A 26,676-nucleotide genomic window follows, 5' to 3' on the forward strand; every position below is an offset into this window, starting at 1 on the left:
GAGTGGCAACGACCACGGAAAAGCTTAAAAGCTTCTTCGCGGAGTCGCGGAGGGTTTTGATGGTCACAAAAAAGCCGGGAATGAAGGAATTTAAGATGGCAGCGAAGATAACCGGCATTGGAATGCTCCTGATAGGTACCATTGGCCTTATACTCCGCCTGATAGGCTACCTCATCACCGGAGCCTGAACCAGCGGCAGTGGGTGAGAAGGATGAGCGACGGCAAGATATTCACAGTGCGTGTCACGGTGGGACAGGAAGAGACCACCTCCAAGCTGATATACAGCAAGATTAAGACGTACAACCTTCCAGTTTACGCCATACTGGCGCCGTCGAAGGTTAAGGGCTACATCTTCATCGAGGCGCCGAGCAAAAGCGCCGTGGATGAGGCCATAAAGGGCATACGTCACGCCAAGGGCACCCTTCCCGGGGAGGTCAGGTTCGAGGAGATAGAGCACTTCCTCGAGGAGAAGCCCGCTGTGAGCGGCTTCGAGCCCGGCGACATCGTTGAACTCATCTCAGGCCCGTTCAAGGGCGAGAAGGCAAAGGTCGTCAGGGTTGACGAGGCCAAGGACGAGATAGTCGTCGAACTCATAGGCTCGATCGTCCCGATTCCGGTCACGGTGAGGGGCGAATACGTTAGACTTATAAGCAAACGCCAGAAGGAGTGAACGGTCAACAGACAGAGGTGAGAAAAATGGCACAGGTTGTTGAGGTGCTCGTTGAGGGAGGAAAGGCTTCACCCGGACCCCCGCTCGGTCCCGCCATCGGTCCGCTCGGACTCAACGTCAAGCAGGTCGTTGACGAGATAAACAAGGCCACCAAGGACTTTGAGGGGATGCAGGTTCCCGTCAAGATCATCGTCACCGACCCGAAGAAGAAGACCTTTGAGATCGAGGTCGGTGTCCCGCCGGTCAGCCAGCTCATCAAGAAGGAGATCGGCGCCCCGAAGGGCTCCAGCGAGCCCGGTAACAGCCCGGTCGGGAACCTGACCATGGAGCAGGTCATCAGGATAGCAAAGGCCAAGGTTGACCAGATGCTCGCGGCCGACCTCAAGGCCGCGGCGAAGGAGGTCATCGGTACCGCCCTCAGCATGGGCGTCACCGTTGAGGGCAAGGATCCCAGGGAAGTTCAGAGGGAGATTGACGAAGGCGTTTACGACGAGATTTTCGCCAACGCCGAGGAGTGAGGGAAAAGTTTAAAAATCCCTCTTTTTACGCATCTTTGACTTTTTCGGGCTTAAATCAAAACCGAAAGGAGGGCTGTAAATGGCCTTTGACAGGCAGAAATTCGTGGAAGCGGTGAAGGAGGCGAAGGCCCGGGCTAAGCCGCGCAACTTCACACAGACCGTCGAAATGGCAGTCAACCTCAAGGATATAGACCTCCGCAAGCCGGAGAACAGGTTTAAGCTTGAGGTTGTGCTGCCCCACGGTCGTGGGAAGGAGCCCAAAATCGCGGTCATCGCTGATGGTGCCGTTGCCGAGGCGGCTAAAAAGCTCGGGCTTGATGTGATTAGTGGAGAGCAGCTTGAGGAACTTGCCAAGAGCCCAAGGGAAGCCAGGAAGCTGGCGAAGAACTACGACTTCTTCCTAGCGGCGGCCCCGCTGATGCCGAAGATCGGTAGGTACCTCGGTAGGTACCTCGGTCCGAGGAACAAGATGCCGCAGGTAGTTCCGCCGACCATGACCAACCTTGAACCGATAGTTGCCAGGCTCAAGAGAACCGTCAGGCTTCAGCTCAAGAACAACCCCGTTGTGCACGCCAGGATAGGAACCGAGGACATGGACGACGAGAAGCTGGCAGAGAACGCAGAGGCCGTTCTCAACGCCATCATCAACAAGCTGGAGCGCGGCGAGAACCAAGTGAAGTCAGTGTACGTCAAGACCACCATGGGACCGGCAGTTAAGGTGGAGAGGTGAGGGAGATGGCCCACGTTGCCGAGTGGAAGAAGAAGGAAGTTGAAGAGCTCGCGGAGATCATCAAGAGCCACCCAGTGATAGCGCTCGTTGACGTCGCCAACGTCCCGGCTTACCCGCTCAGCAAGATGCGTGAGAAGCTCAGGGGCAAAGCCCTTCTCAGGGTCAGCAGGAACACCCTCATAGAGCTCGCCATAAAGAGGGCCGCCCAGGAGCTCAACAACCCGGACCTCGAGAAGCTCATCGACCACATCCAGGGCGGAGCCGGAATCCTCGCCACCGAGATGAACCCGTTCAAGCTCTACAAGCTCCTTGAGGAGAGCAAGACCCCGGCCCCGGCCAAGCCGGGAGCGGTGGTTCCCAGGGACGTCGTCATACCCGCCGGTCCGACATCGATCTCGCCGGGTCCGCTCGTTGGTGAGATGCAGAGCATCGGCATTCCGGCGAGGATCGAGAAGGGTAAGGTCAGCATCCAGAAGGACTACACCGTCCTCAAGGCCGGTGAGGTCATCACCGACCAGCTCGCGAGAATCCTTAACGCGCTCGGAATCGAGCCGCTCGAGGTCGGTCTCAACCTGCTCGCGGCCTACGAGGACGGAATCGTCTACACCCCGGACGTCCTGGCCATCGACGAGAGCGAGTACATCAACCTGCTCCAGCAGGCCTACATGCACGCGTTCAACCTGTCGGTCAACACCGCCTACCCGACCAGCCAGACCATCGAGGCAATCATCCAGAAGGCCTTCCTCGGCGCGAAGAACGTCGCTGTGGAGGCTGGCTACGTCACACCGGAGACCGTCGAGGACATCTTTGGCAGGGCTCTGCGTGCAGTCCTGCTCATAGCCCAGGAGCTGCCTGAGGACCTGCTCGACGAGAAGACCAAAGAGCTTTTAAACCAACAGGCACAAATAGCCGTTGCCGCTCAGCCTCAGGAGGAGAAGGTCGAGGAGGCTGAGGAGGAAGAAGAGGAAGAAGAGGAAGCCTCCGAGGAGGACGCGCTCGCGGGACTGGGCGCGCTCTTCGGCTGAACTTTCCATTTCCCTCGTATCCCTGAACAAATCCGTGTGAAATGAATGAAAAAATGAAGATGATTGGAGGTGCGAAAAATGGAGTACGTGTATGCCGCTCTGCTGCTCCACGCCGCTGGTAAGGAGATAACCGAGGAGAACCTCAAGGCCATCCTTGAGGCCGCTGGTGTCAGCCCGGACGAGGCTAGGATAAAGGCCCTCGTTGCCGCCCTTGAGGGCGTCAACATCGACGAGGTCATCGAGAAGGCCGCCATGCCGGTTGCCGCCCCGGTTGCCGTTGCCGCTGCTCCGGCTGCCGAGGCTCCGGCTGAGGCCGCCGCTGAGGAAGAGGAGGAAGAGGAAGAGGAGGCCAGCGAGGAGGAGGCCCTCGCCGGTCTCGGTGCCCTCTTCGGCTGAATTCCTTTTCCCTTTTGTCCGCCCCCGGGCGGACACCCAACAACTTTTCTTTGAAGTTCTCAACCAAAGGGAGTGTTCTCTGACCACCGCAAACTTTATTTTTGGGCCCCGTTACTTACCACGGGGGCCCGTGGCCTAGGGGATATGGCGCCGGCCTTCGGAGCCGGTAGTCGCGGGTTCGAATCCCGCCGGGCCCGTCATAGAAACTTTTGCCAAGCAAAAGTTTCATCAAAGTTTGGCATGCTTTTTGCTCTTGGCTCTTTGGAGGGGTTTGACTTCTAAACTGGCAATTTAAAGCGTGTTTTCCATGCTTGAGCGCCCTTTGGGCGCCCTCTTAAAGCAAACACTCATTAAGTCTCCCACCGTGAGTGCAAACCCCTTTCAAACACAACTCTTGATGAAGCATGCCAACTTTTGACTACCCTTTTGAACGGTTAAACCTTTCTGGTCACGCTTTGCACGAGCAAAGCTTGCCGGGGGCTCCGCCCCCACGCCCCCCCTTTCAGTTCTTGCTTGCGAAAGCTGGCGGAAGGTTAAGTGCTTTTTCTGTAAGCTGCAAGTTTTGAGGGGGGTTTTGCTCAACTTGCTCCTTTGGGGGCGTTTTGATAGTTTGACCTCTGGTTTTGAGGCTTGTGGAGCTTGGAATTCCGGCTTAGAATGGCGGTTTGGTATTACAAACCCTTTTAATGTGCGCCTTTGAACGGGAATCACAAACTTTGATGAAACGTTGTTTAGCAAAGTTTCCCGGCCTCAGGAGTGGTGGCCTTTCGCACCCTCGTGCCGGGCCAACTGCTCAGCCCGAAGGGAGCGTAAGCGCATCGGCCGGATTGTTTTTATACCACCACCTTAAATTCCCTGCGGTGGTCACTAATGATGCTCCCGGACTGGAAAATCAGGAAGGAAATTCTAATCGAGCCCTTCAACGAGAAGTCCCTCCAGCCGGCAGGTTACGACCTGCGCGTTGGGAGGGAGGCGTACATAAATGGAAAACTGATAGACGTCGAAGAGGCCGGAAAAGTCACAATTCCTCCCAAGACGTATGCACTCATCCTGACCCTTGAGAGGATTGGGCTCCCGGACGACGTCATGGGTGACATGAAGCTCAGGAGCAGCCTCGCCAGGGAGGGTTTACTCGGCTCCTTCGCGTGGGTTGACCCGGGCTGGGACGGCAACCTTACCCTCGGAATCTATAACGCCTCGGATGAAGCGGTTGAGCTCGCCTACGGAGAGCGCTTCGTGCAGATAGCCTTCATAAGGCTGGAGGGGCCTGCAAAAAGTCCCTACCGTGGGAACTATCAGGGAAGCCAGCACCTGGCGCTCTCAAAGAGAAAGAAGTGATTTCCCCCAGACGAGGGTTTTCCCCCTTTTTCTCCCTCCCACCGCCCACGTTTGAATAGTTTTCCGGTGCCGTTAGCAGTATCGACCAGTGCTTTTTTTCAATCGTGCCCACGGCCGCTAAAAGGCCCCACCTGGGTGGGCCCTCCAATGGGCCGTAGTGTCCTGACGGCAGAACCGGAAGGAAAGCAGGTGTCGATAAACACCCAGCTGGCCAAGTTAAATTTATCTAAGGGTGCATCCGGCGTTAAACCGTCGGAAATGCCTCCGTTTACCGAAAGGTTTATATATCTCCAATTCCTTAAAGAATACCGAAGAACCCGTTAAGGAGGTGTTGCGAATGGCCGAGCTTCCGATTGCCCCGATTGACAGGCTTATAAGGAAGGCCGGCGCTGAGAGGGTCAGCGAGGACGCTGCCAAGGTTCTCGCCGAGTACCTCGAGGAGTACGCCATCGAGCTTGCCAGGAAGTCCACCGACTTCGCCAGGCACGCCGGCAGGAAGACCGTCAAGGCCGAGGACATCAAGCTTGCCATCAAGGCCTGAAGGCCTTTCTGGCTTCTTTTACTTCCCATTTCCAGATCGTTAGCGTTTTAAGTCAATTCTCCAGGCTTCAAACATGCCAGAGATAGCGGTAAGAATGACAAAGCGCAATCACAACGCATTCGTCCACCTCCTCGGAGCCTTGGAGAGCCAGGGGTTTGACCTCGGGGAGCTCCTGATAACCAAGGATTTCCAAGAGATACTCAATGCCAGGCCAAAGGTGGTCCTGTATTCATTCTTCACCGAGGAAATCTGGGGAGGACTCCCGAGAGAAGTCCGACTTTTGAAGGAACGTGGAACGCTTCTCGTTGCTGGCGGCTACCACGCGATAGCCATGCCGAAGCACACCCTGAGCCAGCTCGGTTTTGACATCGCGGTTATAGGCGAAGGGGAGGAGGTTCTCCACCGGCTCCTCACCGTGCTGAAAAAGAGCAGGTACCGGATCACAAAGGAGCTCCTTAATATCAGGGGGCTGGCGTTCTACCTCAACGGCGAGTTCGTTTTCACGGGCTTTGCGAAGGTTGAGGACTTCTGGCGCTTCCCGCCGTATCCCGAGAGCGTTCGCTTGATATCCCCCATCGAGATAACGAGGGGCTGCCCCTTCGGCTGCTACTACTGCCAGACGCCGTACATCAAGGGGCTTCGGATGAGGCACAGACCGATAGACCAGATAGTAAAGTACTCCCGCAGGATGAGGGACATGCGCTACATAACGCCAAACGCCTTCGCCTACGGCTCACCGGGGGCAATACTGAAGCTCAACAAGCTTGAGGCCCTTCTCAAAGCTTTGCAGCCTCTCCGGAAAGAGGGTAGGAGACTCTACTACGGAACATTTCCAAGCGAGGTTCGCCCGGAGTTCGTCATCCCGGAGACGCTGGAGCTCCTCATCGACTACGCCGACAACAGGAGGCTGGCGATAGGTGCCCAGAGCGGTGACGATGCCATGCTCAGGGCCATGCACAGGATTCACAGGGTCGAGCACGTCCAGCGGGCGGTGGAATACATGCTTGAGTACGGCTTTGAACCGGTCGTTGACTTCATCGTGGGGCTGCCGAACGAGAGCGAGGAGAGCCAGCGCAAGAGCATCGAGCTGATGAAGTGGATTATGAGTAAAGGCGGAAAGGTCAGGGCCCACTACTTCATGCCGCTTCCCGGAACGCCCTGGGCGAAATGTAAGCCCTCTCCGCTGAGCGAGGAGATGAAGAAGTTCCTCGGCAGGATGGCCGCGAAGGGCAAGATAGAGGGCTCGTGGGGCAACCAGATTGAACTGTCGAGGAAGCTTCAGAGGCTCTTGGAAGAGTTCTACGAGGAGCCCATGAGTCACACGGTGCCCGTCAGGAACGTCTGCTGATTACTATGGACATAAACGTGTCAAAGAGCCACCCAATAAGCTTATAACCCCATTCTTTCGTTATCCAACCGACGGCGAAATGTACGCCGAAAACTATAAAAGATTCCTGGAGCTTATAGACAAACTGCGAGAGTTTGAGGGTGCCCTCATAGTGGAGGGCATGCGAGACGAGGTGGCTCTGAGGAATCTGGGGGTCAGGGCGGAGATAATAAGGCTCTCCCGCCTGCCTTTAACGGAAGTTGCGCTCATCGCCTCATCGTATGAAGAGGTCATGATACTCACCGACTTCGACAGGAAGGGCGAAGAACTCGCAAGGAAGCTCCTCCGTTACCTGGAGGGCTATCCCTGCAGGGTCGATGCAGAGACGCGCAGGGAGCTCAGAAGAATCGCAAAGAAGGACATTAAAGGTATCGAGGATCTCTACGGCCTTTACCTCAAGGTCGTCTCCGTTTCTGACCCCCTGGCGGAGGGGATTCGATGAAGAGGAAGAAGACAGTGCTTCACCACATTTTGGCTGAAAAGCAGAAGTTTGAAAAACGGAAAGAGGGTGATGGTATGTCAGCCAAGGACGAATTCGGAACGACCAAGTATGTAATATACGCGGAGTTTGAAGCAAGCGGAATTGTTGAAAGGCCGGACGTTGTTGGTGCTATTTTTGGACAGACTGAGGGTCTTCTCGGTGACGATCTTGATCTCAGGGAGCTTCAGAAGACCGGAAGGATTGGAAGGATAAGGGTTGAAGTTCACACCAAGGCCGGAAAAACCTACGGGACGATAACCGTCCCTTCAAGCCTCGACAGGGTTGAGACCGCGATTCTGGCGGCCGCCCTCGAGACCATCGACCGCGTTGGCCCGGCGGAGGCCAACATAAAGGTCCTCCGCATCGAGGACGTTCGTGCCACCAAGAGGAAGTATATCATAGAGAGGGCCAAGGAGATACTCGAGGGGCTCATGGAACAGGAGATTCCGGAGACCCAGGAGCTGACCGAGGAGGTCAAGAAGGCCGTCCGCGCCAAGGAGCTCATCGAGTATGGCCCAGAGAAGCTCCCGGCTGGACCGCACGTTCCGTTCTCTGACTCAATTATCGTCGTCGAAGGAAGGGCCGACGTCCTCAACCTGCTCAAGCACGGCATAAAGAACGCCATAGCAGTGGAGGGCACCTCCGTTCCGGAGACGATAATCAAGCTCAGCAAGGAGAGAATTGTAACCGCCTTCACAGACGGCGACCGCGGCGGCGAGCTTATCCTCAAGGAGCTCCTCCAGGTTGCCGATGTGGACTACGTCGCCCGCGCGCCGGAGGGCAAGGAAGTTGAAGAGCTCACCAAGAAGGAGATAGTCAAGTCCCTCAGGAGCAAGGTCCCGGCGGAGCAGGTCATAACGGAGATATTCTACAAGGGCAGGAACTTCTACGACGTCATCAAGGAAAAGGAGAAGGCAAAGGCCAGGGAAGAGAGAAAAGAGGAGCGGAAACCCGTTGCCCACGCCCCCAGCCAGGTGCAGAGGAAGCCGGAAAAGCCCGAGAGGCCCGAGCCCAAGAGGGAGGAGAGGATAATAAAACCCATCCAGCAGCCGAAGCCAAGCGAGCTCGATGAGTTCGGCGAGTTCATAGAGAAGGTCAAGGCCTCCAAGGAGTCGATGGCGCTCCTCCTCGACAAGGACAAAAACATCCTCGCGGAGATACCCGTCAGGGAGATGACCGGGCGGCTCAAGGAGCGCAAGGACGTCTACGCGGTGGTCTTCAACGGTGTCATCACCCAGAGGCTCATCGACACGGTGAGCGAGAGCGGCGTCAAGTACCTCGTCGGCGCGAGGAAGTACAACGTCGTCAGGCGCCCGATAAACCTCAAGATAGTCACCTTCGCGGAGTGAGCTCCGCACCCCTTTTCTCCCAATTTCTGAGGACTAACTTTATAACTGCTCCCTCCCTTCTCCCACCGGTGAGGAGAATGAACGTGGAGGAGCTCATACTGAAGTACGCGCTCATCAACGCTTACACCCACAAGGGAAAGGCGAACGTTAAGGCGGTTATAGGAAAGGTTCTCGGCGAGAACCCCGAGCTGAGACCGAAGGCCAAGGAAGTGATTCCCCTGGTAAATGAAATCGTGGAAAAGGTCAACGGCATGGGCATCGAGGAGCAGGGGGCCAAGCTCAGGGAGATTTATCCCGAGTTCTTTGAGGCAAAGAAGGAGAAGAAGGAAGAGAAGAAAGGCCTCCCGCCCCTGCCGAAGGCCGAGAAGGGGAAGGTAGTTACGCGCTTCGCCCCCAACCCGGACGGCGCGTTCCACCTCGGAAACGCGAGGGCCGCTATCTTGAGCCACGAGTACGCGAGGCTCTACGGCGGCAGGTTCATACTCCGCTTCGACGACACCGACCCGAAGGTCAAGAGGCCCGAGCCCAAGTTCTACGAGTGGATCAGGGAGGACCTCGAGTGGCTTGGCTTCAAGGTCGATGAAGTCCACATTGCCAGCGACAGGCTGGAGATATACTACAGGTACGCGGAGGAGCTCATAAAGGGCGGAAAGGCCTACGTCTGCACCTGCCCGCCGGAGAAGTTCCGCGAGCTTCGCGACAAGGGCATCGCCTGCCCGCACAGAGAGGAGCCGCCGGAGGTTCAGCTCGAGCGCTGGAGGAAGATGCTGAACGGCGAGTATAAGGAAGGCGAAGCCGTCGTCAGGATAAAGACCGACCTCAAGCACCCCAACCCCGCCGTCCGCGACTGGCCGGCTCTAAGGATAATCGATGATGCCGACCACCCGCGCGTCGGCGACAGGTACCGCGTCTGGCCGCTCTACAACTTCGCCTCCGCGATAGACGACCACGAGCTCGGCGTCACCCACATCTTCCGCGGACAGGAGCACGCGGAGAACGAGACGAGGCAGAGGTACCTCTACGACTACTTCGGCTGGGAATACCCGCAGACGGTTCACCACGGAAGGCTCAGCATCGAGGGGGTCATCCTCAGCAAGTCCAAAACCAGGAAAGGAATAGAGGAGGGCAAGTACCTCGGCTGGGACGACCCGAGGCTCGGCACCATAAGGGCCCTCAGGAGGCGCGGCATAAGGCCGGAAGCTATTAGAGAACTCATCATTGAAGTTGGTTTGAAGAGAAGCGACACCACCGTCAGCTGGGACAACCTCGCGGCGATAAACAGGAGGATAATCGAGCCGATAGCAAACCGCTACTTCTTCGTCGCTGACCCGATTCCGATGTGGATAGAGGGCTATGACGAGGAATTCATTGCCGAGATTCCGCTCCACCCGGACCACCCGGAGCGCGGTGTCAGGAGGCTTAAGTTCGTGCCAGGGAAGCCGGTATACGTCTCAAAGGACGACATGAATCTGTTCAAGCCGGGCAACTTCGTCCGCCTGAAGGACCTCTTCAACGTCGAAATCCTTGAGGTGAGCGAGGAGGGCATTAAAGCCAGGTTCCATAGTGTTGAGTACGAGATAGCGAGGGAGAACCGCTGGAGGATGGTGCACTGGGTCACAGAGGGGAAGCCCTGCGAGGTCCTTGTCCCCGCGGGGGACGAACTTGTTGTGAGGAAGGGCCTCCTGGAGAGCGATGCCGAGCTGAAGGTAGACGATGTCGTCCAGTTCGAACGCTTCGGATTTGTCAGAATAGATGAGGTAACACCCGAGAAGGTCGTGGCGATATTCGCCCACAGGTAACGCGCTGCCACCTTTTCTTATCCATTTTCGGAGAGAAAATAAAAAGAGACATCATGCGGCCGTTTTCTGGGCGACCAGCCTGTCTCCAAAGAGTCCGAAGAGCAGCAGGATGGCCGCCAGGACACCCGAGACTACGTAGAGCCCGCCGGCTCTGAACACTCCTAAGAAGGCGTAGAGACCCCCAACCACGAACACGAGAGCGCCCACTGCAACCACAGCCATTGCCGGCATTGAGAGCCTCCTTTCGGACGAAACCACCGGGTAGAGCTCGTATATCGCAGTAAAGAACGTGGCAACGACAACCGCCTTGAGGATCATATCGGCTATCGAGGGTGGGGAGTCAAAGATGCCTATCAGGAGGGAGACCCCTATGAGGTAAGTCGCGGCCCTGTTTCTTCCGATGCCCATCATCGACTCGATGATCTGAAGGCCAACCTCCGCGGTTGGGAGCAGGCTGGTCACACCGGCGAAGAACGCTGAGAGACCGATAAGCGCCAGCAGTGTCGGGTAGTCCGCAAGTATCGTGGAGAGGTCTCCCATCATCTGGATGGCGCCCTCTTCGCCGCCGTAAACGTACTGGAGGAGCCTGTCCGGGGTGGTCGGGGCGATGGCGTAAACCACGGTTACCGTGGAGAGAACGCCTATGAGGAGCTGGATGAATATACCCGTTCCAATGATGACCTTGGCGTTAAAGCGCTCGTTTATGAAGCTGCCGAGCATGAGGTAGAAGGCCATTCCCAGGCCGACACCGTAGATGGCCCTTTCGGCGGCAGCCTTTATCATGGCCAGGCTTATTCCGTGCTTTGCGACCATCATATGCTTGGCCATTCCCAGGAACGCGGCGTTCTCCGGTATCTGGGTCTTGAAGGCAACGGCGGTCACGGCCACCGCGACGACGAAGATTATCGAACCAAGGGCCATGATGGTGAACGTCTTCTCCTTGGCCCTTGTGAGTATCAGGAAGATTATGGCGAACATCAGTATCTTTGCTATCAGCCTTGCAACGGTTTCCGTGCCGAGAACAGGCGAGAGCACCGTCAGCATTGTATTGGCCGTGTAGTAGGAGAGAAACATCGCAACGACGGCGAATATGGACAGAATCATCGCCGGCCGCCTGGATACCTTGTTGTAAAGCTCAACGAAGTAGTAGCCGGACTTCATGACCGTCTCTGCCTCGAGTATTGCCACGTACGTCAGCACAGCCAGGAAGACAACGTACACGGCCATTCCGGTAATGCCGTACTGGAGCCAGAACTGGGGGAACAGACCTATGCTGCCGATTCCAGTGGCGAATCCCGCAACCAGGAACGTAAGGTACAGGGTCCACTTCTTCACCTCATCCATTGATTTCACCCCCATGGGTTGTTCGGCTTTTACAATGAACGCTTCCGGTTAAAAATATGTCCCCTCACTAAGAAAGTCCAAAAGTTCAACTTGTATTCTAAGGCACAGTACCGCGCAGAGATGAAACAAAAAGGAAAGTTCAGGAGTCGAGGTTCTTCCACTTCACCAGACCGAGGAGGAACCTATGGGGCAGCTTCTCGTGGTGCGGATAAACGCGGAGTGCGTAGTGCCAGCAGGGGTCGCCCAGATGCCTGAGGGCGTTGCCCTCATAGGTGTAGAGCCACCTGCCGCCTTCGAGCTTCCTCGGATGCCTGAGCTCTATTATGTGGGCCCTCTCGACGTTGTAACCCTCCGCCCTGACACCATAGTAGAGCTCCACGCGGACGTCTTCCGGCTTCAATCCGTCGAGGACGACCTCCACCTCCAGACGGGTCCCGTTTTCGTGAATCCTGGGCTCGCCGAGCCTCACCTCTCCCCATGAAGCGGTGACGCGGTCCTTCCACGCGGCAATGTCCCTGGCACCGCGGTATCCATCGCGGGTGAGCCAGATGTGGTTGCTCATGGCCTTGGAGTAAAACCTGTCCATGTACTCCTTGACCATGCGGTGGGTGCTGAAGCGCGGGGCGATGCTCTTGATGCTCTCCTTCATCATGTAAATCCAGCGCCCGCGGTTTTCGTAGTACGTCGGGATTATCTCCCTCTCCAGGAGCTCGTAGAGGGCCTGGGCGTCCTTGGGGTCGTCGGCCTCAGTTTCAGGCTCCGTGCTCTCCTCTCCGATCACCCAGCCGTTCTTTCCGTTGTAACCCTCGACCCACCAGCCATCGTAGATGCTCGCGTTGAGGACGCCGTTAAGGCCGGCCTTCATGCCGCTCGTTCCGCTCGCCTCCATCGGCCTGCGCGGGTTGTTGAGCCAGACGTCGACGCCAGCGACCATGAGCCTGGCGCTGCCCATATCGTAGTTCTCCATCACGAATATCTTGCCCCGGAACTCGGGCATCTGGCTGACTTCGTAAACGCGCTTGAGAAACTCCTTTCCGGCCTCGTCACGCGGGTGAGCTTTACCGCCGAAGACTAGGTATACAGGCCGCTGGGGGTCGTTCAGGAGCTTCCTGAGCCGCTCCAGGTCGGTGAAGAGGAGCGTGGCACGCTTGTAGGTTGCAAAGCGCCTGGCGAAGCCAATTATGAGAGCGTTCTCGTCGATGTTCGGGAGGGGGTCGTCAGTACCGAGGCGCCCGTTCCTCTGCATGACCTTCCTCCTCAGAAGGGCAAGGAACTGTCTCTTGGCTTCGAGGTGCGCCTCCCAGAGCTCCTCGTCGGGAATCATCTCAACGGCGTACCAGATGCCCTCGAGGTTCGTGTGCTCGCGCCAGACCTTGCCTATATACCTGTCGAAGAGCTTCCTCATCTCGTTGTGAACCCACGTCATGGTGTGGATTCCGTTCGTTATGCCCTCGATGGGTATCTCGTCTATCGGGACGTCCGGCCAGAGGTCCTTCCACATGCGCTTGCTGACCTCCGCGTGGAGCTGGCTCACGCCGTTGACGTAGCTCGACGTTCTTATCGCGAGCAGGGTCATGTTCAGCTGGTCGCCCTCCCTGCCGAGCTCCAGCAGTTCTTCCCTGCCCTCAAGGAACTTTGCAAGCCTCTTCCTGACTTCCTCTATCGGGAACCTGTCGTGGCCGGCCGGCACCGGGGTGTGTGTGGTGAAAACCGTCGTGCCCCTAACTATGCTGAGCGCCTCGGTGAAGGTGAGGCCCTCCCCCATGTACCAGGCCATCCTCTGGAGGTTCGCGAAGGCCGGGTGTCCCTCGTTGAGGTGAACCACACCGGGCTCTATTCCCAGGGCTTTAAGCAGCCTCATCCCACCGATTCCAAGGAGTATCTCCTGCTTTATGCGCTTGTCCATCTCCGCGTTGTAGAGATAGTCGCATATCTTTCTGTTGTCTTCGCTGTTCTCGGGCACGTCCGTGTCAAGTAGGTATATCCTGACCCTGCCGACGCTCACCTCAAAGGCCCTGGCGTAGACGATGCCATCCCCAATCGGAACCTCCACTAGCAGGGGCTTTCCGTCCTTGCCGAGAACCGGGGTAATCGGCATCTCTTCCGGCCGGTACTCCGGGAATATCTCCCTCTGCCTTCCGTCCTCCCCTATTTCCTGCCTGAAGTAGCCGTGCTTGTATAGGAGGCCGACCGCTATGAACGGAAGCCCGAGGTCGCTCGCGGTCTTCACGTGGTCTCCGGCGAGGATTCCCAGGCCACCGGAGTAAATCGGCAGGCTCCTGCTTATTCCGTACTCCATGCAGAGGTATACTATCGGTTTGTCCCACTTGGGATAGTTGGTCGAGAACCAGGTGCTCTCGGGATTCATATAAGCCTCGAACTGGTCCATCACCAGCTCGTAGAGGTTCATGAAATCATCGTCGCGGAGGAGCTCTTTGAAGCGCTCTTCAGGTGTGTCCAGCAGGAGCTTAACGGGGTTCTTGTGCTCGCGCCAGAGTTCCGGGTCTATGCGCTCCCAGAGCTTGGTGGCGCGCCTGTTCCAGCTCCACCAGTAGTTGTAGGCCAGGTCGGCCAGACCCTTGAGCGGATGGGGAAGCTTTTCCCTGATTGTATCACACGTGCACGTATCGAGCTCTGCCATGGCAACCACCTATATATCATCCTGGGTGATACTTAGTCGTCGATGTCCTTAAAAAGCCTTGCCGCTCGACGTTTGACGAAGCCCTCAAAATGGAGAAAATAGGGAGAAAAGCTCACTCCCCCTCAAGGGCAAAGGGACTGATGTAGTCCCCGTACCTTTCCCTGGCCTCCAGAAGCCTCTTCCTTTCCTCCTCGAGAACCTGGAAGAGCTCCTCCGGGACTTCCCCAACCTTCTCGCGGTAGATTTTTTCTATGCGCTCTATCTTGGCGAGCAGTTCCGGAACACGGATGGTGAACTGTTTCTCGTAGGCCTCCCTGGTGTACTCCTTGTCCAGGACCTCCTTGAAGAGCCTCTTTAAGTCCTCGTACTTCGGTATGTAGCCTATGGGGGTCTCTATCGCCCCGACGTCCCCGTGAACCCTCAGCTCCATCCACTTGAGCCAGACGCCCTTGTCGAGCTTGTGGTTGAGCCAGTTCCCGTTTTCATCGCGGAGGAAGTAGTTCACGGCGAATATCTTCGGGGCCTTACTCAGTTTTTCTCCGAACTCCAGGTAGTTCCTGATGTAGTCGCCGAGAGGGACGCTCATGAAGTCGAGTATGGCCATCGGGTTGAAGGCCCTCACTCCCTCCTTGCCGAGCGTTGCCGCGGTGGTCTCGCTCTCAAGCGAAGCCCCCATCGTTATCACTCCGTGCTCCCAGCTGAAGGCCTCCCTGACCGGCGGCCAGGTGTCCTTGTCGCGGCCGCCGAATATCATTCCACCGACCTCAACGCCGCACGGGTTCTCAAGGGCTTCCAGGTCAACGTTCGGGAAGTGCTCAAGGCTGACCGTGAAGCGCGCGTTCTTGTGGCTCGGTGGTATCTCGTTTCCTTCCGCGTCCTTCTTTCCGCGCCACCACTTTCCGCTGTGGTTCTCACCTTCGTCGGGAATCTCTATGCCCATCTCGTTCCAGTAGGGCTTGCCGTCCTTGACGAGCACGTTGGAGAAGATTATCTCGACCGGTGAATGCAGTATCTCCCAGATTATAGGGTCGTCCTCGGGATTGACGCCCTGGATGATGCCGAAGACACCCTTCTCAACGTTGGCCCCCCTGGCGACGCCGTTGACGGGTACTATAAAGCTGAGGTCATCCCCCACGATGTTCTCCCAGCTTATCATGGCGGTGGATGTCTTTCCGCACATGCTCGGGTAGGCGCCGGTGAAGTAGGTCTTCCTTCCGTTCGGGCCGTTTACCCTCATCAGGAACATGTGCTCGCTGAGCCAGCCCTCCCTGACCGCGCGCTGGATGGTGAGCCTGAAGGCAAGCTTCTTAAGGCCGATGGTGTTTCCTCCGTACTGGGTGTTGACTGAATAAACGGTCTCGTCGAGAAGATCGATGTAAATCCTCCTCTCCCCGAGGTTCTTGCTCGTCTTTCTCTCGTCGAGCTCGCCGGCCGAGTGGACGAACTTGAAGAACTTCGCCCCCATCCCAAGGCGCCTGAACTCCTCGTAGCCCTTCCTGTAGAGGATGAACTCCGAGTGGGCGACGTAGGCTGAATCGGTGAGCTGAACGGCAGGGATCGTGAAGACCGAGTTCCTGGGCCCGAGGGCAAAGAAGCAGACGAAGAGCTCCTTGCCCCTCATAACTCCCTTCATGAGTTCGCGTATCTCCTTCAAACCCTCGTCCCTGTCCTTGGTGTTGAGGAATGGAATCTCCTTGCCACCGGGGACGAGCAGCTTCGTGTTGGCCTTGTCGCGGGCCTGGTCGTAGTAATTATCGTAGTGAACCGTGTGGTTTGGAGTCTCGAGCATCTTTTCCTCGCCGTAGTAGAGGGCCTTCCATTTGACGTAGGCCTCGTCCTCGGGGCTGTCCGTGCAGACGAAGACCTTATCAGGTTCGAGCCACTCAATCCACTCCGCCAAAAACTCGTGGAGTTCCGGGTTGTTCAGGGCCTTGATTTTCTCAAACTGCTCTCCATCGAGGAGCTTTTCAAGCTTCTCAAGGGCGTTCATAATATCGCCTCCGTTGGGAGTTGGATTCAGGCTTAAAAATTCTTCGTCGTTATGACGGGCACATGGGGCAATTCCCGGGCGTGTTTTGGTTATTATCCAGAAAAGGGAGGACAGCTTGTCACAACGACAGGTACCCGATGCCCATATTTATCGACCGGTGTTCATCTCACTGCATCGGGCGCAAAGTATATTAACTCGCGGTGATATAGACTATCGGTGCTTGTAATGAAAGCCGTGATTCTGGCCGGTGGCAGGGGCACGAGGTTGCTTCCACTAACGGTGTACCGGCCAAAGCCGATGATCCCGTTCTTCAACCGGCCGCTTATGGAGTACGCCGTTCAAAACCTGGTGAAGGCTGGCGTGGATGAGATATACGTCCTGGTCGGGTACCTCAAAGAGCGCATAATTGACTACTTCGGGGACGGAAGCAGTTGGGGCGTCAGGATGCGGTATTCCAACGGCGACAACATCAAGCTTGGAACAGCAGGAGCCACTAAGAAGGTGGTAAAGAACATGGACGAAACGTTTTTCGTCGTCTCCAGCGACGTGCTGACGAACCTTGACCTGAAGGCGCTCTACGAATACCACCGCAGGAAAAAGGCCCTCGCCACTATCGCCCTGTCAAGGGTCGAGGATCCCACCCAGTACGGCATAGCGGTGATCAACGACGATGGCAGGATACTTCGCTTCAAGGAGAAGCCTAAGCCGGAAGAAGCGTTCAGCAACCTCGTCAACGCCGGCATCTACGTCTTCGAGCCGGAAGCCTTTGATCTCGTCCCCAAGGGCAAGAACTTCGATTTTTCCAGGGACCTATTTCCCCGGATGCTGGAGAACGATCTCGCCCTGTACGGTTTCCCGTTCAATGAATACTGGAACGACGTGGGCAGACCCTCCAGCTACCTTCAGGCAACGGAAGACGTCTTCCATGGGCGGCTCCTGCTGCCCGGGCTGCGGACGGAGGGCCTCAAGGGGAACCTCGAATACGGCGGGGCACTCGTCACGGGAAGGCGGTGCGTGCTGAGGCGGCCCGGGATAAGGGGGTTCGCGGTGCTTGGAGACGACGTTGAAATTGGCAGAAACGTTAAAATAGAGCGTTCGGTGATATTTTCAGGTGCCGTCATAGAGGATGGTGCCGAGATTCGGGAGGCCATAATAGGCGAAAACGTCCGCATTGGGAAGGGCGTTGTGATACAGCCCGGAAGCGTAATCGGCGACAACACGCTCATCGAAGACTTCAGCAAGATCGGCTCCAACGTCAAGATCTGGGTGGAGTCCCGGATTGGAAAGGAGAGTATAATACTGCCCGATTGAGGTGATGAAAGTGGAGGTGTACTATTCCCCCAGGTTCAACCCTGAGGAGCTCGCCCTTCTCGGAAGGGCAATAGGAACGATATCCCACGGCACGATAATAGTCGGAAGGGACGGAAGGGCCATCTCAAGGTACGGGAAGCGCGCCATGGTGGTCGGAATCGTCAGCACCGGCTCAACCATCATGGACGTCAGACTCATTCCCCTCATAGCCCTCAAGGACTTCGCCATGAGGAAGGGCCTGCCCCTGGCCTACGTGTACTACTACGGCGGCGTCCGCGTTTACGTCAGCGGCATCGATGGCGACGAGATAGGGGCCATACTGGAGAGCAGGAGCTTCATAGAGGCCCATCCCAACGACATCGGGGCGACGGTCTATTATCCCAACGCCCTCGACGACTTCCTCCACGAGGTCTTCAAGCACTACAACTTCCACATCGAGGGAAAGGCCCTCGTCGATGCCATGAACACCCCCGCGGTGCTCTTCTTCCCGCGCATGAGCGACCACTTCGGCTTCGAGATTGAGCTGATCAACGATATGATGACCAGCTATCTTCCCCCGAAGCCCAAGGAGGTCTTCCTCCACAAGCTCGGGAAGGGTGACTACGACTTCGGACTGCGCTTCAGGCCCGAGGGGGTTGTCGAGTTCTACAGGGACGGGGAGGAGCTGGAGTTCGGCAGCATATGGAAGCTGCTCGACCACATGAAAAAGAACCTTTGAATTTTTTGGCCCTTTTTAAACCCTTTTCAAAAATTTTCACGGAAAAGCGTTAAAAAGGCCCGCGCCGTTATAATTCTCCGTCCATTTTGGGGGTGACCTCTGTGGGAATGTTCATTGTTATCGAAGGCATCGATGGTGCGGGAAAATCAACTCAGACAAAACTTCTGGCGGAGTGGTTTGAGGAGAAGGGCCACGAGGTCGTTCTCACAAAGGAGCCGACCGACACTGCTTTCGGGAAGCTCATCAGGAAGCTCGTGCTCACCGGCGGAAAGGAGGGCATCATAGACGGGGCGAGGATAAGCCACGAAGCGGAAGCGCTCCTGTTTGCCGCCGACAGGGCAGAGCACGTCAGCAAGCTGATAAAACCCTCAATAGAGGCGGGTAAAATCGTCATATCCGACCGCTACTTCTACTCGTCCCTCGCGTACCAGTGGGCGAGAGGGCTCGACCTTGAGTGGCTCATTGACCTCAACAGATTCGCCGTGAGGCCCGACCTCGTGATACTCCTCGATCTGCCCGTTAAGGAGAGCATGAAGCGCATAAACGGGCGGAGCATAAAGACAGAGTTTGACAAGATAGTCGAGCTCCAGAAGAAGGTGCGCGAGAACTACCTCAAGCTTGCCGAGCGCTTCCCCGAGATAAGGATAGTCAACGCCCTGGCGAGCGTTGAGGACATCCACAACGACATAGTCGCGCTCGTGGAGCACGAGCTCTTCAAGAAGTGATGGGGTCTGCCAGTGCCAGTCTCATCATTCGGTAGCGAATCAGACCGGTAAACGCTCTTCATCCCCCTTCCCTTCTCGGCGGTTGCTTTTTAAAAGGTTCCCCCAAAATTCTCCCGGCCGATGACGAGCGTTAGCCACGCTGAGCGGTGAGGAGAAGAGGGTTAGCCGAGGCCGTTTAAGGGATTCCGTTTTTCACAGGTCTTCAGAAAACCCAGGAACTCCCTGAGGAACTCCATCCCTGCATCGTTGTTCACCGCCTTGGGGTGGAGGGACAGGAGGAAAGTTCCCCCGGTGTGGGCGTACGAGGCCCTGGCGCTCGCCAGCTGGTAGTCAAGGAAGGGGCTGGGAAGATACCACGTGTACTCCCGGTTGTATACGGGTTCGACGGTTCCGTTGGGGAAGTACACGAAATCCTCCCCGATGACTGTTATGTTGCGGGACAGGAGAACCGCCAGTGCATCCTCCGAGAGGGAGTAGCGCGGGGCTATGAAGTATTCCGGCGTGACGTTGAGGCAGGAGAGGACCCTAAGGCCGAGTTCAAGCTTTTTTTCCGCCGTGCTCGCGTTGCAGTCAAACTCGTCCCCGGTGTGGGCGTACCCGTGAAGCTCCACGTGGTATCCCTCTGCCTTCAGCCTCCCAAGGAAAGCCACGAAAGCGGGGTAATCCTCAAGCGGCATTCCCCCGCCGTGGTTCGGAATCACGAAGAGGTAAGTCGCGTTCTGGAGGGAGTAGGTGTCTATAAGGGCGGTTATCTCCCTCAGCTGCTCGAAGTATCCCGGGCTGACGTCGTGTATGAGAATGGCAAAGTCCTCGAACCTGGGGATGTAGGCGGGCGCGGATATGGATGATGACGCCGCGAAGACGAGGACGATGATGACCATAACCGAGATTTCCGCTTTCATGCTCCCACGGGAAAAAATAGAAACCCGGGGCTAAAAGCCTAACCCATGACATTTCTCAGAAATCTCCCAACCCGGGCTTTCCATTCCTCGGGATGGAACTTGAGCGTCCTCACGTGGGGGGCGTCGGTAACCCAGAGCTCAACGCCATCGTTCACGGCCCTGTTCCTCTCGTAGAACTCCCTGATTTCCTCAACCGTGACCAGGGGGTCTTTTTCACCGGCTATTAGGAGGAGCGGCTTTCTGATATCATCGGCGTACTCTATGGGGTGAACCTCCTTCCCACCGCTGAAGAGCTTCGTGAAGGGCTTGACGAAGATGTGCAGCCATTCGGGCAGTTTGGCAAAATATTTCAGCCCCCTCGCGCCTGTCTTATCGAGGTCCATCGGCGGTGAATCGGCGACGCCGCAGCAGACCTCCGGAATCTCAGCGAGCGAGCGTATGGTCAGCATGGCACCCATCGAGAAGCCTATCAATCCAATTCTATTGCTACCCTCAGGGTGATTCTCCCTCAGCCATCTCACGGCGGCCCTCACGTCGGCGATCTCCCTATCGCCGACCGTCGTGTACTTTCCTTCGCTCTTTCCATGGGCTCTGAAGTCAAAGGCGAGGACGTTGTAGCCCTCCCTGAGAAGGAACTCGATCGTGGGCTTTATGTAGAGGTCGTTCCACCTGCTCGCCGTGTAGCCGTGTAGCGGAACGACAGTTTTGTCGCTCCCGTTCGGAATCCACCAGCCGCTCAGCTTGATCCCGTCCTCCGTTTCGATGGTGACATCCTCGTAGTCGTAGCCGAGATCCCTGGGCGTCCAGTCCCCTATCAGGAGCGGCGGTTTCACCATTTTGTAGCCCACGAAGGCCGAGAAGGCCAGGAAGAGCAAGAGGAGGAAGAGAACGAGCCAGATCATCATTCCCTCCTCACCTCGAGTTCCTTCATGCTCCATATAAGGGGCATCGCGAGGAGCACCAGGATGGCCCCTATCGGGAAGAGAATGCGGTAGTTACCGCCCGCCAGGTCAACGATGGCCCCACCCACCGTGCCCGCGAGCAGTACCGGGATGGACTTGGTGGCCTCGTAGACACCGTAGTAGCGCCCCGTAAAGGCCTCCTTCTCGAACTTGGTGAGGAGGTCGCCGACCACGGGGTAGGATGCCGCTATGAGCGCCCCCCACCCGATTCCGGCCATGAACAGTGCCATGTAAATCTGGGCCTCCGTGTGGATGAACCACCCCCACAGGAGCGGCAGGGCGAAGATGAAGCCCCCTATGATTATGCTGAGCCTTCTGCCAACCCTATCGTAGATATAACCGCCTGGAAGGGAACCAACGAGCACGGCAACGTTGAAGAGCGCCATCAGGTAGAGGCCCATCGAGGTCACTGCATCGATGTTCTCGGGTGTCGCACTGCCCTTGAGTATGAACGCTATGATCCCGTACAGGAATATGGCTATGAACTCGAAGCTCATCCACCAGAGAATCTGGGCCGTGTAGAACTTCAGGAAGTCTCTCGTCGTGAATATGCTCTTCACGTATCCCGAGAGACTCTCGTTTTCCTCTATCTCAGGGGGCTCTGGCTCCTTAACTTTGTGATATACAAAAGCCGCCGCGATGAAGAGGAAGAGCGCAGTGAGCCCGAACGGACCGATGTAGTCCTTCCCGTACTTCGCAACCAGGAACCCCCCAAGGCCAAAGAGGAAGAGGTTGCCGGCCCATTCGAGGAGCGTTATAACTCCGCTCGCCTTTCCTCGCTGGCCGCTCTCAACCGTGTCCGGCATCAGAGCCCTGAACTGGGCGGTGTAGAGGTGGAGTGAGAAGTACAAGAAGCCCAGCGTGAGGGCGAAGGCCCAGAGGGGCGCGCCCATCCTGTAGACGGTCCATATCATGAGCGTCGCCAGCGCCGCGAGGATGCCCCCTATGAATATGAAGGGTCTCCTCCTCCCGTGTCTTGACTTGAGGGTATCGCTGTAATAGCCTAGGAGCGGCGGGACTATCAGACCTATAAAACCCTCGAGTGCCAGAATGCTTCCCTTAACAAAGGCGGAACTGGTGTAATCGGAGAGCAAGGGGAAAGAGAATCCCTTGTTGAGGGCCCATCCCATGCTCCTGCTGAATCCCAGGAGAGCCAGACCGAGAACAACACCCCAGTTGAACTTCCGTTCCATGGTACCACCCCCTTATTCCTGTCAGTCCATAACGGTTCCAGTGGATTTAGACGATTAAAATAGAAAAATCGAGGTCAATCCATATCCGGGACGTAGTCGAGGGCGTCGCCCTTCCTCCGAACGATGTCGCCCCTCCGGACGAACTGCATCGCAAGGGCCGCGAGTATGAAGAAGAGCGTTGCGAAGGGCAGGAGGGTCTTGTAGCCGATAACGTCGAGGAACGCCCCCGCGAAGGGCGGGGCAACGAGGTTTGCAGCCTGGCTGAAGAAGTAGTAGAGCCCCGTGTACCCTCCAAGCTTCTCCTCGGTCGTCATGTCCACGACCATCGGCAGGGAATTGACGTTGATCATGGCCCATCCCATACCACCCACGAAGAACAGGCCCATGAACGTCATGACGACGGGGTCGCTCAGGGAGCTGGATTCGGGTTTCGAGCCCTCGCCGACGAGGTACGCGGCAAGCATTATTCCGATGACTATTATGAGACCCAGGGTTATCGTCCTCCGCCTTCCGAAGCGGCCTCCGATGAACCCGGCAGGGATTGCGAAGAGCATGAAGCTGAGGCTGAAGACGCCGAGCATGAAGGCTCCCGTGCTCTCCTCTATTCCAAGGTAGTACTTGGCGTAGCTGGTGAAGAAGGTCTCCAGCGAGTTGAAGGCTATGAACCAGAGGAATATCGCGAGGAGGACGGCCAGAAGGCTCTTCTCGTGACTCGTGAACACGTCCTTGAGGTTCTCCTTGAGTTCTCCAAAGCTCCTGTGGGATGTCTCTGAGAGCAGCTTCCTTATGCTTATCTTCTTCCCGGGAACGCGGTACTCCTCAGGCTCGGGAACGACGAGAACGACGAGTATGTTGGCGAGGAGCATTATCGCGGCACCGAAGTAGAAGGGATACGCGTAGTTCATGTCGTAGAGCGCCTTGCCCCCGAAGTACGCCAGCAGGGCGCCGAGACCTCCCATGAAGTTGATTATTCCGTTGGCCTGGCTCCTCTTTTCGCTAGGCGTTATATCCGGCATGAACGCAACGACCGGGGAGCGGAACAGCGCCATAAAGAAGTTCATCAGGATAATCGTCCCCATGAAGAGGGCCAGACTTTCGTGGGTCCTCGCCACCGGGATGAGCGCAAACATCAGGGCCGCAGACGGTGCGCCCAGCAGTATGTACGGCTTACGCCGCCCGATCCGCGTTCTCGTCATATCGCTGAGCGCGCCCAGGAACGGGAGCAGGAGAACCGCGAAGAGGTTGTCTATGGTCATGATGAAGCCCGTCACCGTCTTGCTGAGGTGGAACGTATCCTGGAGGAAAATCGGGATGTACGCGTTGTAGAGGGCCCAGATGATGCTTATTCCAAAAAACCCAAAACCGAGTATGAATATCCTGCTGTACTTAAACTCCAATCCTTGCACCCCCATCCGATTATAGGGTTGTAATTAACGGGGAATACACGGATGAAACTTTTAAGACTTGTGAGCCCATTTTTGAGCGGTTGGAGAGGTGACAACTATGGACAGTGAGAGACCTCTCATCCTTGGACACAGAGGGGTCCGGGGAAGGCTCGAAAACACACTGCCATCCTTCGAGAGGGCGCTTAAATACGCGGATGGAGTGGAGTTCGATGTGAGGCTGACCCGCGACGGAAAGCTCGTAACCCACCACGACGGGGGTTTTTACTTCAACGGAGCTTTCTACCCCCTCAAAAATCTAACCTTCGTCGAGCTGAGAAGGCTGCACCCAATTGGGAGGATAATACCACGGGTGGAGGACGTCTTCACACGACTTCACGGTGCGGTATTCAACGCCGACGTTAAAGAAGTCAATGCAGTTGAACCCCTGCTAAGGGAGGCGGAACGGTACGGGACCCTCGAGAGAACCGTCTTCTCCTCGGAGAGACCGGAGATAGTGGAGACCGTTCTGAAGGCATGCCCCGACTGCAGGGTGGGTTTTTCCATAGTGGGCCACTCCTCCCTCATGTGGGTTCCACGGTTGAAGGGCATCTACTCCCTCCACGTGCCGATAGATGCCGTTTCGTACGTTGGGTACGGAGCGTTCAGGAGCCTTCTCCAAGCCTTCAGAAAGCGTGGACTTAAAATCTACCTCTGGAACCACGGGATGGACGAACTCCACTGGGTGCCCAGGCTCCTCCCCCTCGTGGATGCCGTCATCTCGGACGACCCGGCGAGGCTTAGAAAAGTTTTTACGGTTTGAGGTGAGTATCAAGGAGGTGATTTTCGTGGCGGAAAGAAAGGTCTTCTTGCTCGGCCACAGGGGTTACTCCGCCAGGTACCCCGAGAACACGCTTCTCGCTTTCAAAAAGGCAATTGAAGCAGGTGCCGACGGAATTGAGCTGGACGTGTGGCTGACAAAGGACGGGGAGGTCATGGTGATCCACGACGATACGGTTGACAGGACGAGCAACGGGAGCGGTAAAATCAAGGATATGACGCTGGACGAGCTGAAGTCCCTGGACTTCGGGAACGGAGAGAGGATTCCAACGCTCGAAGAGACCTTTGAAACCCTCCCGGAGGATGTTTTAATTAACGTGGAGATAAAGGATGTAGAAGCGGTGAAAAAGACGGCCGCAATAATCGGAGCAAACAACCCGTCGAGGGTTATGGTGTCTTCGTTCCTAATCGATGCCCTCATGGAGTACAGGAAACACGACAGGGAGACAAGGATGGGGCTCCTCGTGGACAGGGAAGAGACGCTCGCACGGCTCCCTACCCTCATCGGGGAGCTATCTTTGTGGTCAATAAATCCGCCTGTGGAGGCGCTTGAACTCATCGGTGTGGAAAAAACCGTGGGTGCTCTCCAGATGGCCAGGAAGGCGGGTCTTAAGGTCGTTCTGTGGTCCCTCAAAGATGAGACCTACTACGCCAACGATAACCTCGTTCGCCTCGGCGGGCTCTTCGATGGGGTCATAGTCAACGACGTTGAGAGGATGGTTGAGTACCTGTCCCGGTTAGGGTTAAGGTGAAGACCGAATCCCTAATATACCTCCTTGCTCTTTCTTCCTCTTCGGTGGGCATCAATGGAAAGGTTCATCCTCTCCCTCGACGAGGGAACTACCTCGGCTAGAGCCATAGTCTTCGACAGAGAGCAACGTTCTAAGCGTCGGCCAGTACGAGTTCCCCCAGCACTACCCCAAACCCGGCTGGGTCGAGCACAACCCGGAAGAGATCTGGGACGCCCAGTTCAGGGCCATCAAGACCGCCCTGGAGAGGGCCAAGGTCGAGCCAAGTCAAATAGCGGCGATAGGAGTTACCAACCAGCGTGAAACGACGATAGTCTGGGACAGGAGCGGTAAGCCACTCCACAACGCGATAGTCTGGCAGTGCCGGAGAACGGCTGAGATGGTGGAGGAGATAAAGAGGGAATACGGTGATATAATCAAGGAGAAGACGGGTCTCGTGCCGGATGCCTACTTCTCGGCCAGCAAGCTGAAGTGGCTCCTTGACAACGTTCCCGGTCTTAGGGAGAAGGCTGAGAGAGGCGAGGTTCTCTTCGGAACTGTCGATACGTTCCTAATCTACCGCCTCACCGGCGAGCACGTAACCGATTACTCCAACGCCTCAAGGACGATGCTTTTCAACATCAGGCGACTCAAATGGGACGATGAGCTTCTCGAAATCTTCAACATCCCCGAGGAGGTTCTGCCGGAGGTCAGGGAATCGAGCGAGGTCTACGGCTACACTAAGAGGGAACTCATCGGTGCGGAGATACCCGTCAGCGGCGACGCGGGCGACCAGCAGGCGGCACTGTTCGGTCAGGCGGGATTCGAGGCAGGAATGGTCAAGGCCACCTACGGAACGGGGAGCTTTATCCTGGCCAACACGGGCAAGACTGTCCGCTATTCGGACAACCTGCTCACCACCATCGCCTGGGGACTCAATGGAAAGGTTACCTATGCCCTCGAAGGGAGCGTCTTCATAACCGGTGCGGCGGTCCAGTGGCTCCGCGACGGAATCAGGATAATAAAGAGCGCGCCCGAGACCGAAGAACTCGCGAAGAAGCTTGAAAGCAACGAAGGCGTTTACTTCGTCCCGGCCTTTGTTGGACTCGGTGCCCCTTACTGGGACCAGTTCGCGAGGGGGCTGATAATCGGCATAACGCGCGGAACCGGCAGGGAGCACCTCGCGAGGGCAACCTTAGAGGCGATAGCCTACCTGACGCGCGACGTGGTCGAGGAGATGGAGAGGCTCGTCGGAATAAAGGAGCTCCGCGTCGATGGAGGGGCGACTGCGAACGACTTCCTGATGCAGTTCCAGGCGGAGGTACTCAACAGGCGCGTCGTCAGGCCCATCGTGAAGGAGACCACAGCTTTGGGAGCGGCATATCTGGCCGGCCTCGCCGTCGATTACTGGGAGAGCCTCGAGGAGATAAGGAGCCTGTGGAAGGCGGAGAGGGTCTTCGAACCGACGATGGACGAAGAAACGAGGGAGAGGCTTTACCGCGGCTGGAAGGAGGCTGTGAAGAGGGCAATGGGCTGGGCGAAGGTCGTTGGGGTTTAACAGATTGTTTGGTTCTCTCTATTTTATCGCGAGAGAACAAACCCAACACCATATCTGTTCATTTGATGAGTGTCCACCCATGTCCTCCCCTCTCATGCCCAGAGCTGTTCTCTCCTTCCTTTTCAGCCAAACTTAAGGTTAAGGAAAG

General features: G+C 56.7%; 24 protein-coding genes, 1 tRNA gene and 1 pseudogene. 19 read left to right on the forward strand and 7 right to left on the reverse strand.

Annotation, left to right across the window (positions count from 1 at the left end):
• Positions 1-2 precede the first annotated feature (2 nt).
• The 13 genes from FH039_RS04230 (at position 3) to FH039_RS04290 (ending at position 10,234) form a co-directional block, all read left to right on the forward strand.
• Complete coding sequence (locus tag FH039_RS04230; RefSeq protein ID WP_014012332.1) at positions 3-188, forward strand: protein translocase SEC61 complex subunit gamma; 186 nt, start codon at positions 3-5, stop codon at positions 186-188.
• A gap of 23 nt (positions 189-211) precedes the next feature.
• On the forward strand, positions 212-670 hold the full coding sequence (locus FH039_RS04235) for a transcription elongation factor Spt5 (RefSeq protein WP_139680324.1): 459 nt from the start codon (positions 212-214) through the stop codon (positions 668-670).
• Between the two features lie 26 nt (positions 671-696).
• Complete coding sequence (locus tag FH039_RS04240) at positions 697-1,188, forward strand: 50S ribosomal protein L11 (protein WP_139680325.1); 492 nt, start codon at positions 697-699, stop codon at positions 1,186-1,188.
• A 79-nt stretch (positions 1,189-1,267) separates the two neighbouring features.
• Positions 1,268-1,918: a 50S ribosomal protein L1 gene (locus tag FH039_RS04245; protein ID WP_139680326.1), complete on the forward strand. Its 651-nt coding sequence runs from the start codon at positions 1,268-1,270 to the stop codon at positions 1,916-1,918.
• A gap of 5 nt (positions 1,919-1,923) precedes the next feature.
• Positions 1,924-2,943, forward strand: a complete 1,020-nt coding sequence (locus FH039_RS04250) for a 50S ribosomal protein L10 (RefSeq protein WP_139681636.1) — start codon at positions 1,924-1,926, stop codon at positions 2,941-2,943.
• 78 nt (positions 2,944-3,021) lie between these two features.
• Complete coding sequence (gene rpl12p / locus FH039_RS04255; protein WP_014012337.1) at positions 3,022-3,339, forward strand: 50S ribosomal protein P1; 318 nt, start codon at positions 3,022-3,024, stop codon at positions 3,337-3,339.
• Between the two features lie 124 nt (positions 3,340-3,463).
• Positions 3,464-3,536 (forward strand) — tRNA-Arg (locus FH039_RS04260).
• A 673-nt stretch (positions 3,537-4,209) separates the two neighbouring features.
• Positions 4,210-4,677 carry a dCTP deaminase gene (dcd, locus tag FH039_RS04265; protein WP_139680327.1) on the forward strand — a complete coding sequence of 156 codons (468 nt, stop codon included), beginning with the start codon at positions 4,210-4,212 and terminating at the stop codon, positions 4,675-4,677.
• A gap of 337 nt (positions 4,678-5,014) precedes the next feature.
• Positions 5,015-5,218 carry an archaeal histone HpkA gene (gene hpkA, locus FH039_RS04270; RefSeq protein WP_139680328.1) on the forward strand — a complete coding sequence of 68 codons (204 nt, stop codon included), beginning with the start codon at positions 5,015-5,017 and terminating at the stop codon, positions 5,216-5,218.
• Positions 5,219-5,291: 73 nt separating this feature from the next.
• Positions 5,292-6,566 carry a TIGR04013 family B12-binding domain/radical SAM domain-containing protein gene (locus FH039_RS04275; protein ID WP_139680329.1) on the forward strand — a complete coding sequence of 425 codons (1,275 nt, stop codon included), beginning with the start codon at positions 5,292-5,294 and terminating at the stop codon, positions 6,564-6,566.
• 79 nt (positions 6,567-6,645) lie between these two features.
• A complete protein-coding gene (locus FH039_RS04280) occupies positions 6,646-7,047 on the forward strand; it encodes a toprim domain-containing protein (protein WP_139680330.1) in 402 nt (133 codons plus the stop codon).
• Entirely contained in the window at positions 7,044-8,435 is a 1,392-nt protein-coding gene (gene dnaG / locus FH039_RS04285; protein ID WP_139680331.1) for a DNA primase DnaG, read from the forward strand. Before FH039_RS04280 ends, dnaG begins: the two co-directional genes overlap by 4 nt.
• Positions 8,436-8,512: 77 nt before the next feature.
• Positions 8,513-10,234: a glutamate--tRNA ligase gene (locus FH039_RS04290; protein ID WP_139681637.1), complete on the forward strand. Its 1,722-nt coding sequence runs from the start codon at positions 8,513-8,515 to the stop codon at positions 10,232-10,234.
• A 51-nt stretch (positions 10,235-10,285) separates the two neighbouring features.
• On the opposite strand, the gene FH039_RS04295 is transcribed toward FH039_RS04290, so the two are convergent.
• The 3 genes from FH039_RS04295 to FH039_RS04305 form a co-directional block, all read right to left on the reverse strand.
• The gene (locus FH039_RS04295; RefSeq protein WP_139680332.1) at positions 10,286-11,578 is read right to left on the reverse strand and encodes a sodium-dependent transporter; all 1,293 of its coding nucleotides are present in this window, start codon (positions 11,576-11,578) and stop codon (positions 10,286-10,288) included.
• 139 nt (positions 11,579-11,717) lie between these two features.
• The gene (gene malP, locus FH039_RS04300) at positions 11,718-14,219 is read right to left on the reverse strand and encodes a maltodextrin phosphorylase (RefSeq protein WP_139680333.1); all 2,502 of its coding nucleotides are present in this window, start codon (positions 14,217-14,219) and stop codon (positions 11,718-11,720) included.
• A gap of 112 nt (positions 14,220-14,331) precedes the next feature.
• Positions 14,332-16,209, reverse strand: coding sequence for a phosphoenolpyruvate carboxykinase (GTP) (locus FH039_RS04305; protein ID WP_139680334.1), 1,878 nt, complete (start codon positions 16,207-16,209; stop codon positions 14,332-14,334).
• Between the two features lie 225 nt (positions 16,210-16,434).
• Between FH039_RS04305 and FH039_RS04310 the strand changes: the two genes are divergently transcribed.
• The 3 genes from FH039_RS04310 (at position 16,435) to tmk (ending at position 18,963) form a co-directional block, all read left to right on the forward strand.
• Positions 16,435-17,520: a sugar phosphate nucleotidyltransferase gene (locus tag FH039_RS04310; protein ID WP_139681638.1), complete on the forward strand. Its 1,086-nt coding sequence runs from the start codon at positions 16,435-16,437 to the stop codon at positions 17,518-17,520.
• Between the two features lie 10 nt (positions 17,521-17,530).
• Entirely contained in the window at positions 17,531-18,238 is a 708-nt protein-coding gene (locus FH039_RS04315) for a phosphohexomutase domain-containing protein (protein WP_139681639.1), read from the forward strand.
• A gap of 107 nt (positions 18,239-18,345) precedes the next feature.
• A complete protein-coding gene (gene tmk, locus FH039_RS04320; RefSeq protein ID WP_058939878.1) occupies positions 18,346-18,963 on the forward strand; it encodes a dTMP kinase in 618 nt (205 codons plus the stop codon).
• A 161-nt stretch (positions 18,964-19,124) separates the two neighbouring features.
• Here tmk and FH039_RS04325 read toward each other — a convergent pair whose 3' ends face one another.
• The 4 genes from FH039_RS04325 to FH039_RS04340 form a co-directional block, all read right to left on the reverse strand.
• Entirely contained in the window at positions 19,125-19,865 is a 741-nt protein-coding gene (locus FH039_RS04325; protein WP_139680335.1) for a DUF2334 domain-containing protein, read from the reverse strand.
• 38 nt (positions 19,866-19,903) lie between these two features.
• A complete protein-coding gene (locus FH039_RS04330) occupies positions 19,904-20,770 on the reverse strand; it encodes an alpha/beta hydrolase (RefSeq protein WP_206206165.1) in 867 nt (288 codons plus the stop codon).
• On the reverse strand, positions 20,767-22,020 hold the full coding sequence (locus FH039_RS04335) for an MFS transporter (protein WP_139680336.1): 1,254 nt from the start codon (positions 22,018-22,020) through the stop codon (positions 20,767-20,769). Before FH039_RS04335 ends, FH039_RS04330 begins: the two co-directional genes overlap by 4 nt.
• Before the next feature lie 74 nt (positions 22,021-22,094).
• Positions 22,095-23,417 (reverse strand): SLC45 family MFS transporter, encoded by a 1,323-nt coding sequence (locus FH039_RS04340; RefSeq protein WP_139680337.1) that lies wholly within the window; start codon positions 23,415-23,417, stop codon positions 22,095-22,097.
• 106 nt (positions 23,418-23,523) lie between these two features.
• Between FH039_RS04340 and FH039_RS04345 the strand changes: the two genes are divergently transcribed.
• The 3 genes and pseudogenes from FH039_RS04345 to glpK all read left to right on the forward strand — a co-directional run bounded on the left by FH039_RS04345 (position 23,524) and on the right by glpK (position 26,528).
• Positions 23,524-24,225: a glycerophosphodiester phosphodiesterase family protein gene (locus tag FH039_RS04345; protein ID WP_139680338.1), complete on the forward strand. Its 702-nt coding sequence runs from the start codon at positions 23,524-23,526 to the stop codon at positions 24,223-24,225.
• A gap of 25 nt (positions 24,226-24,250) precedes the next feature.
• Positions 24,251-24,994, forward strand: coding sequence for a glycerophosphodiester phosphodiesterase family protein (locus FH039_RS04350; RefSeq protein ID WP_139680339.1), 744 nt, complete (start codon positions 24,251-24,253; stop codon positions 24,992-24,994).
• A 54-nt stretch (positions 24,995-25,048) separates the two neighbouring features.
• Positions 25,049-26,528 (forward strand): annotated as a pseudogene (gene glpK, locus FH039_RS04355) (glycerol kinase GlpK).
• The last annotated feature ends 148 nt before the right edge of the window (positions 26,529-26,676 follow it).

This window comes from Thermococcus indicus, assembly GCF_006274605.1.
Lineage (GTDB): Archaea > Methanobacteriota_B > Thermococci > Thermococcales > Thermococcaceae > Thermococcus > Thermococcus indicus.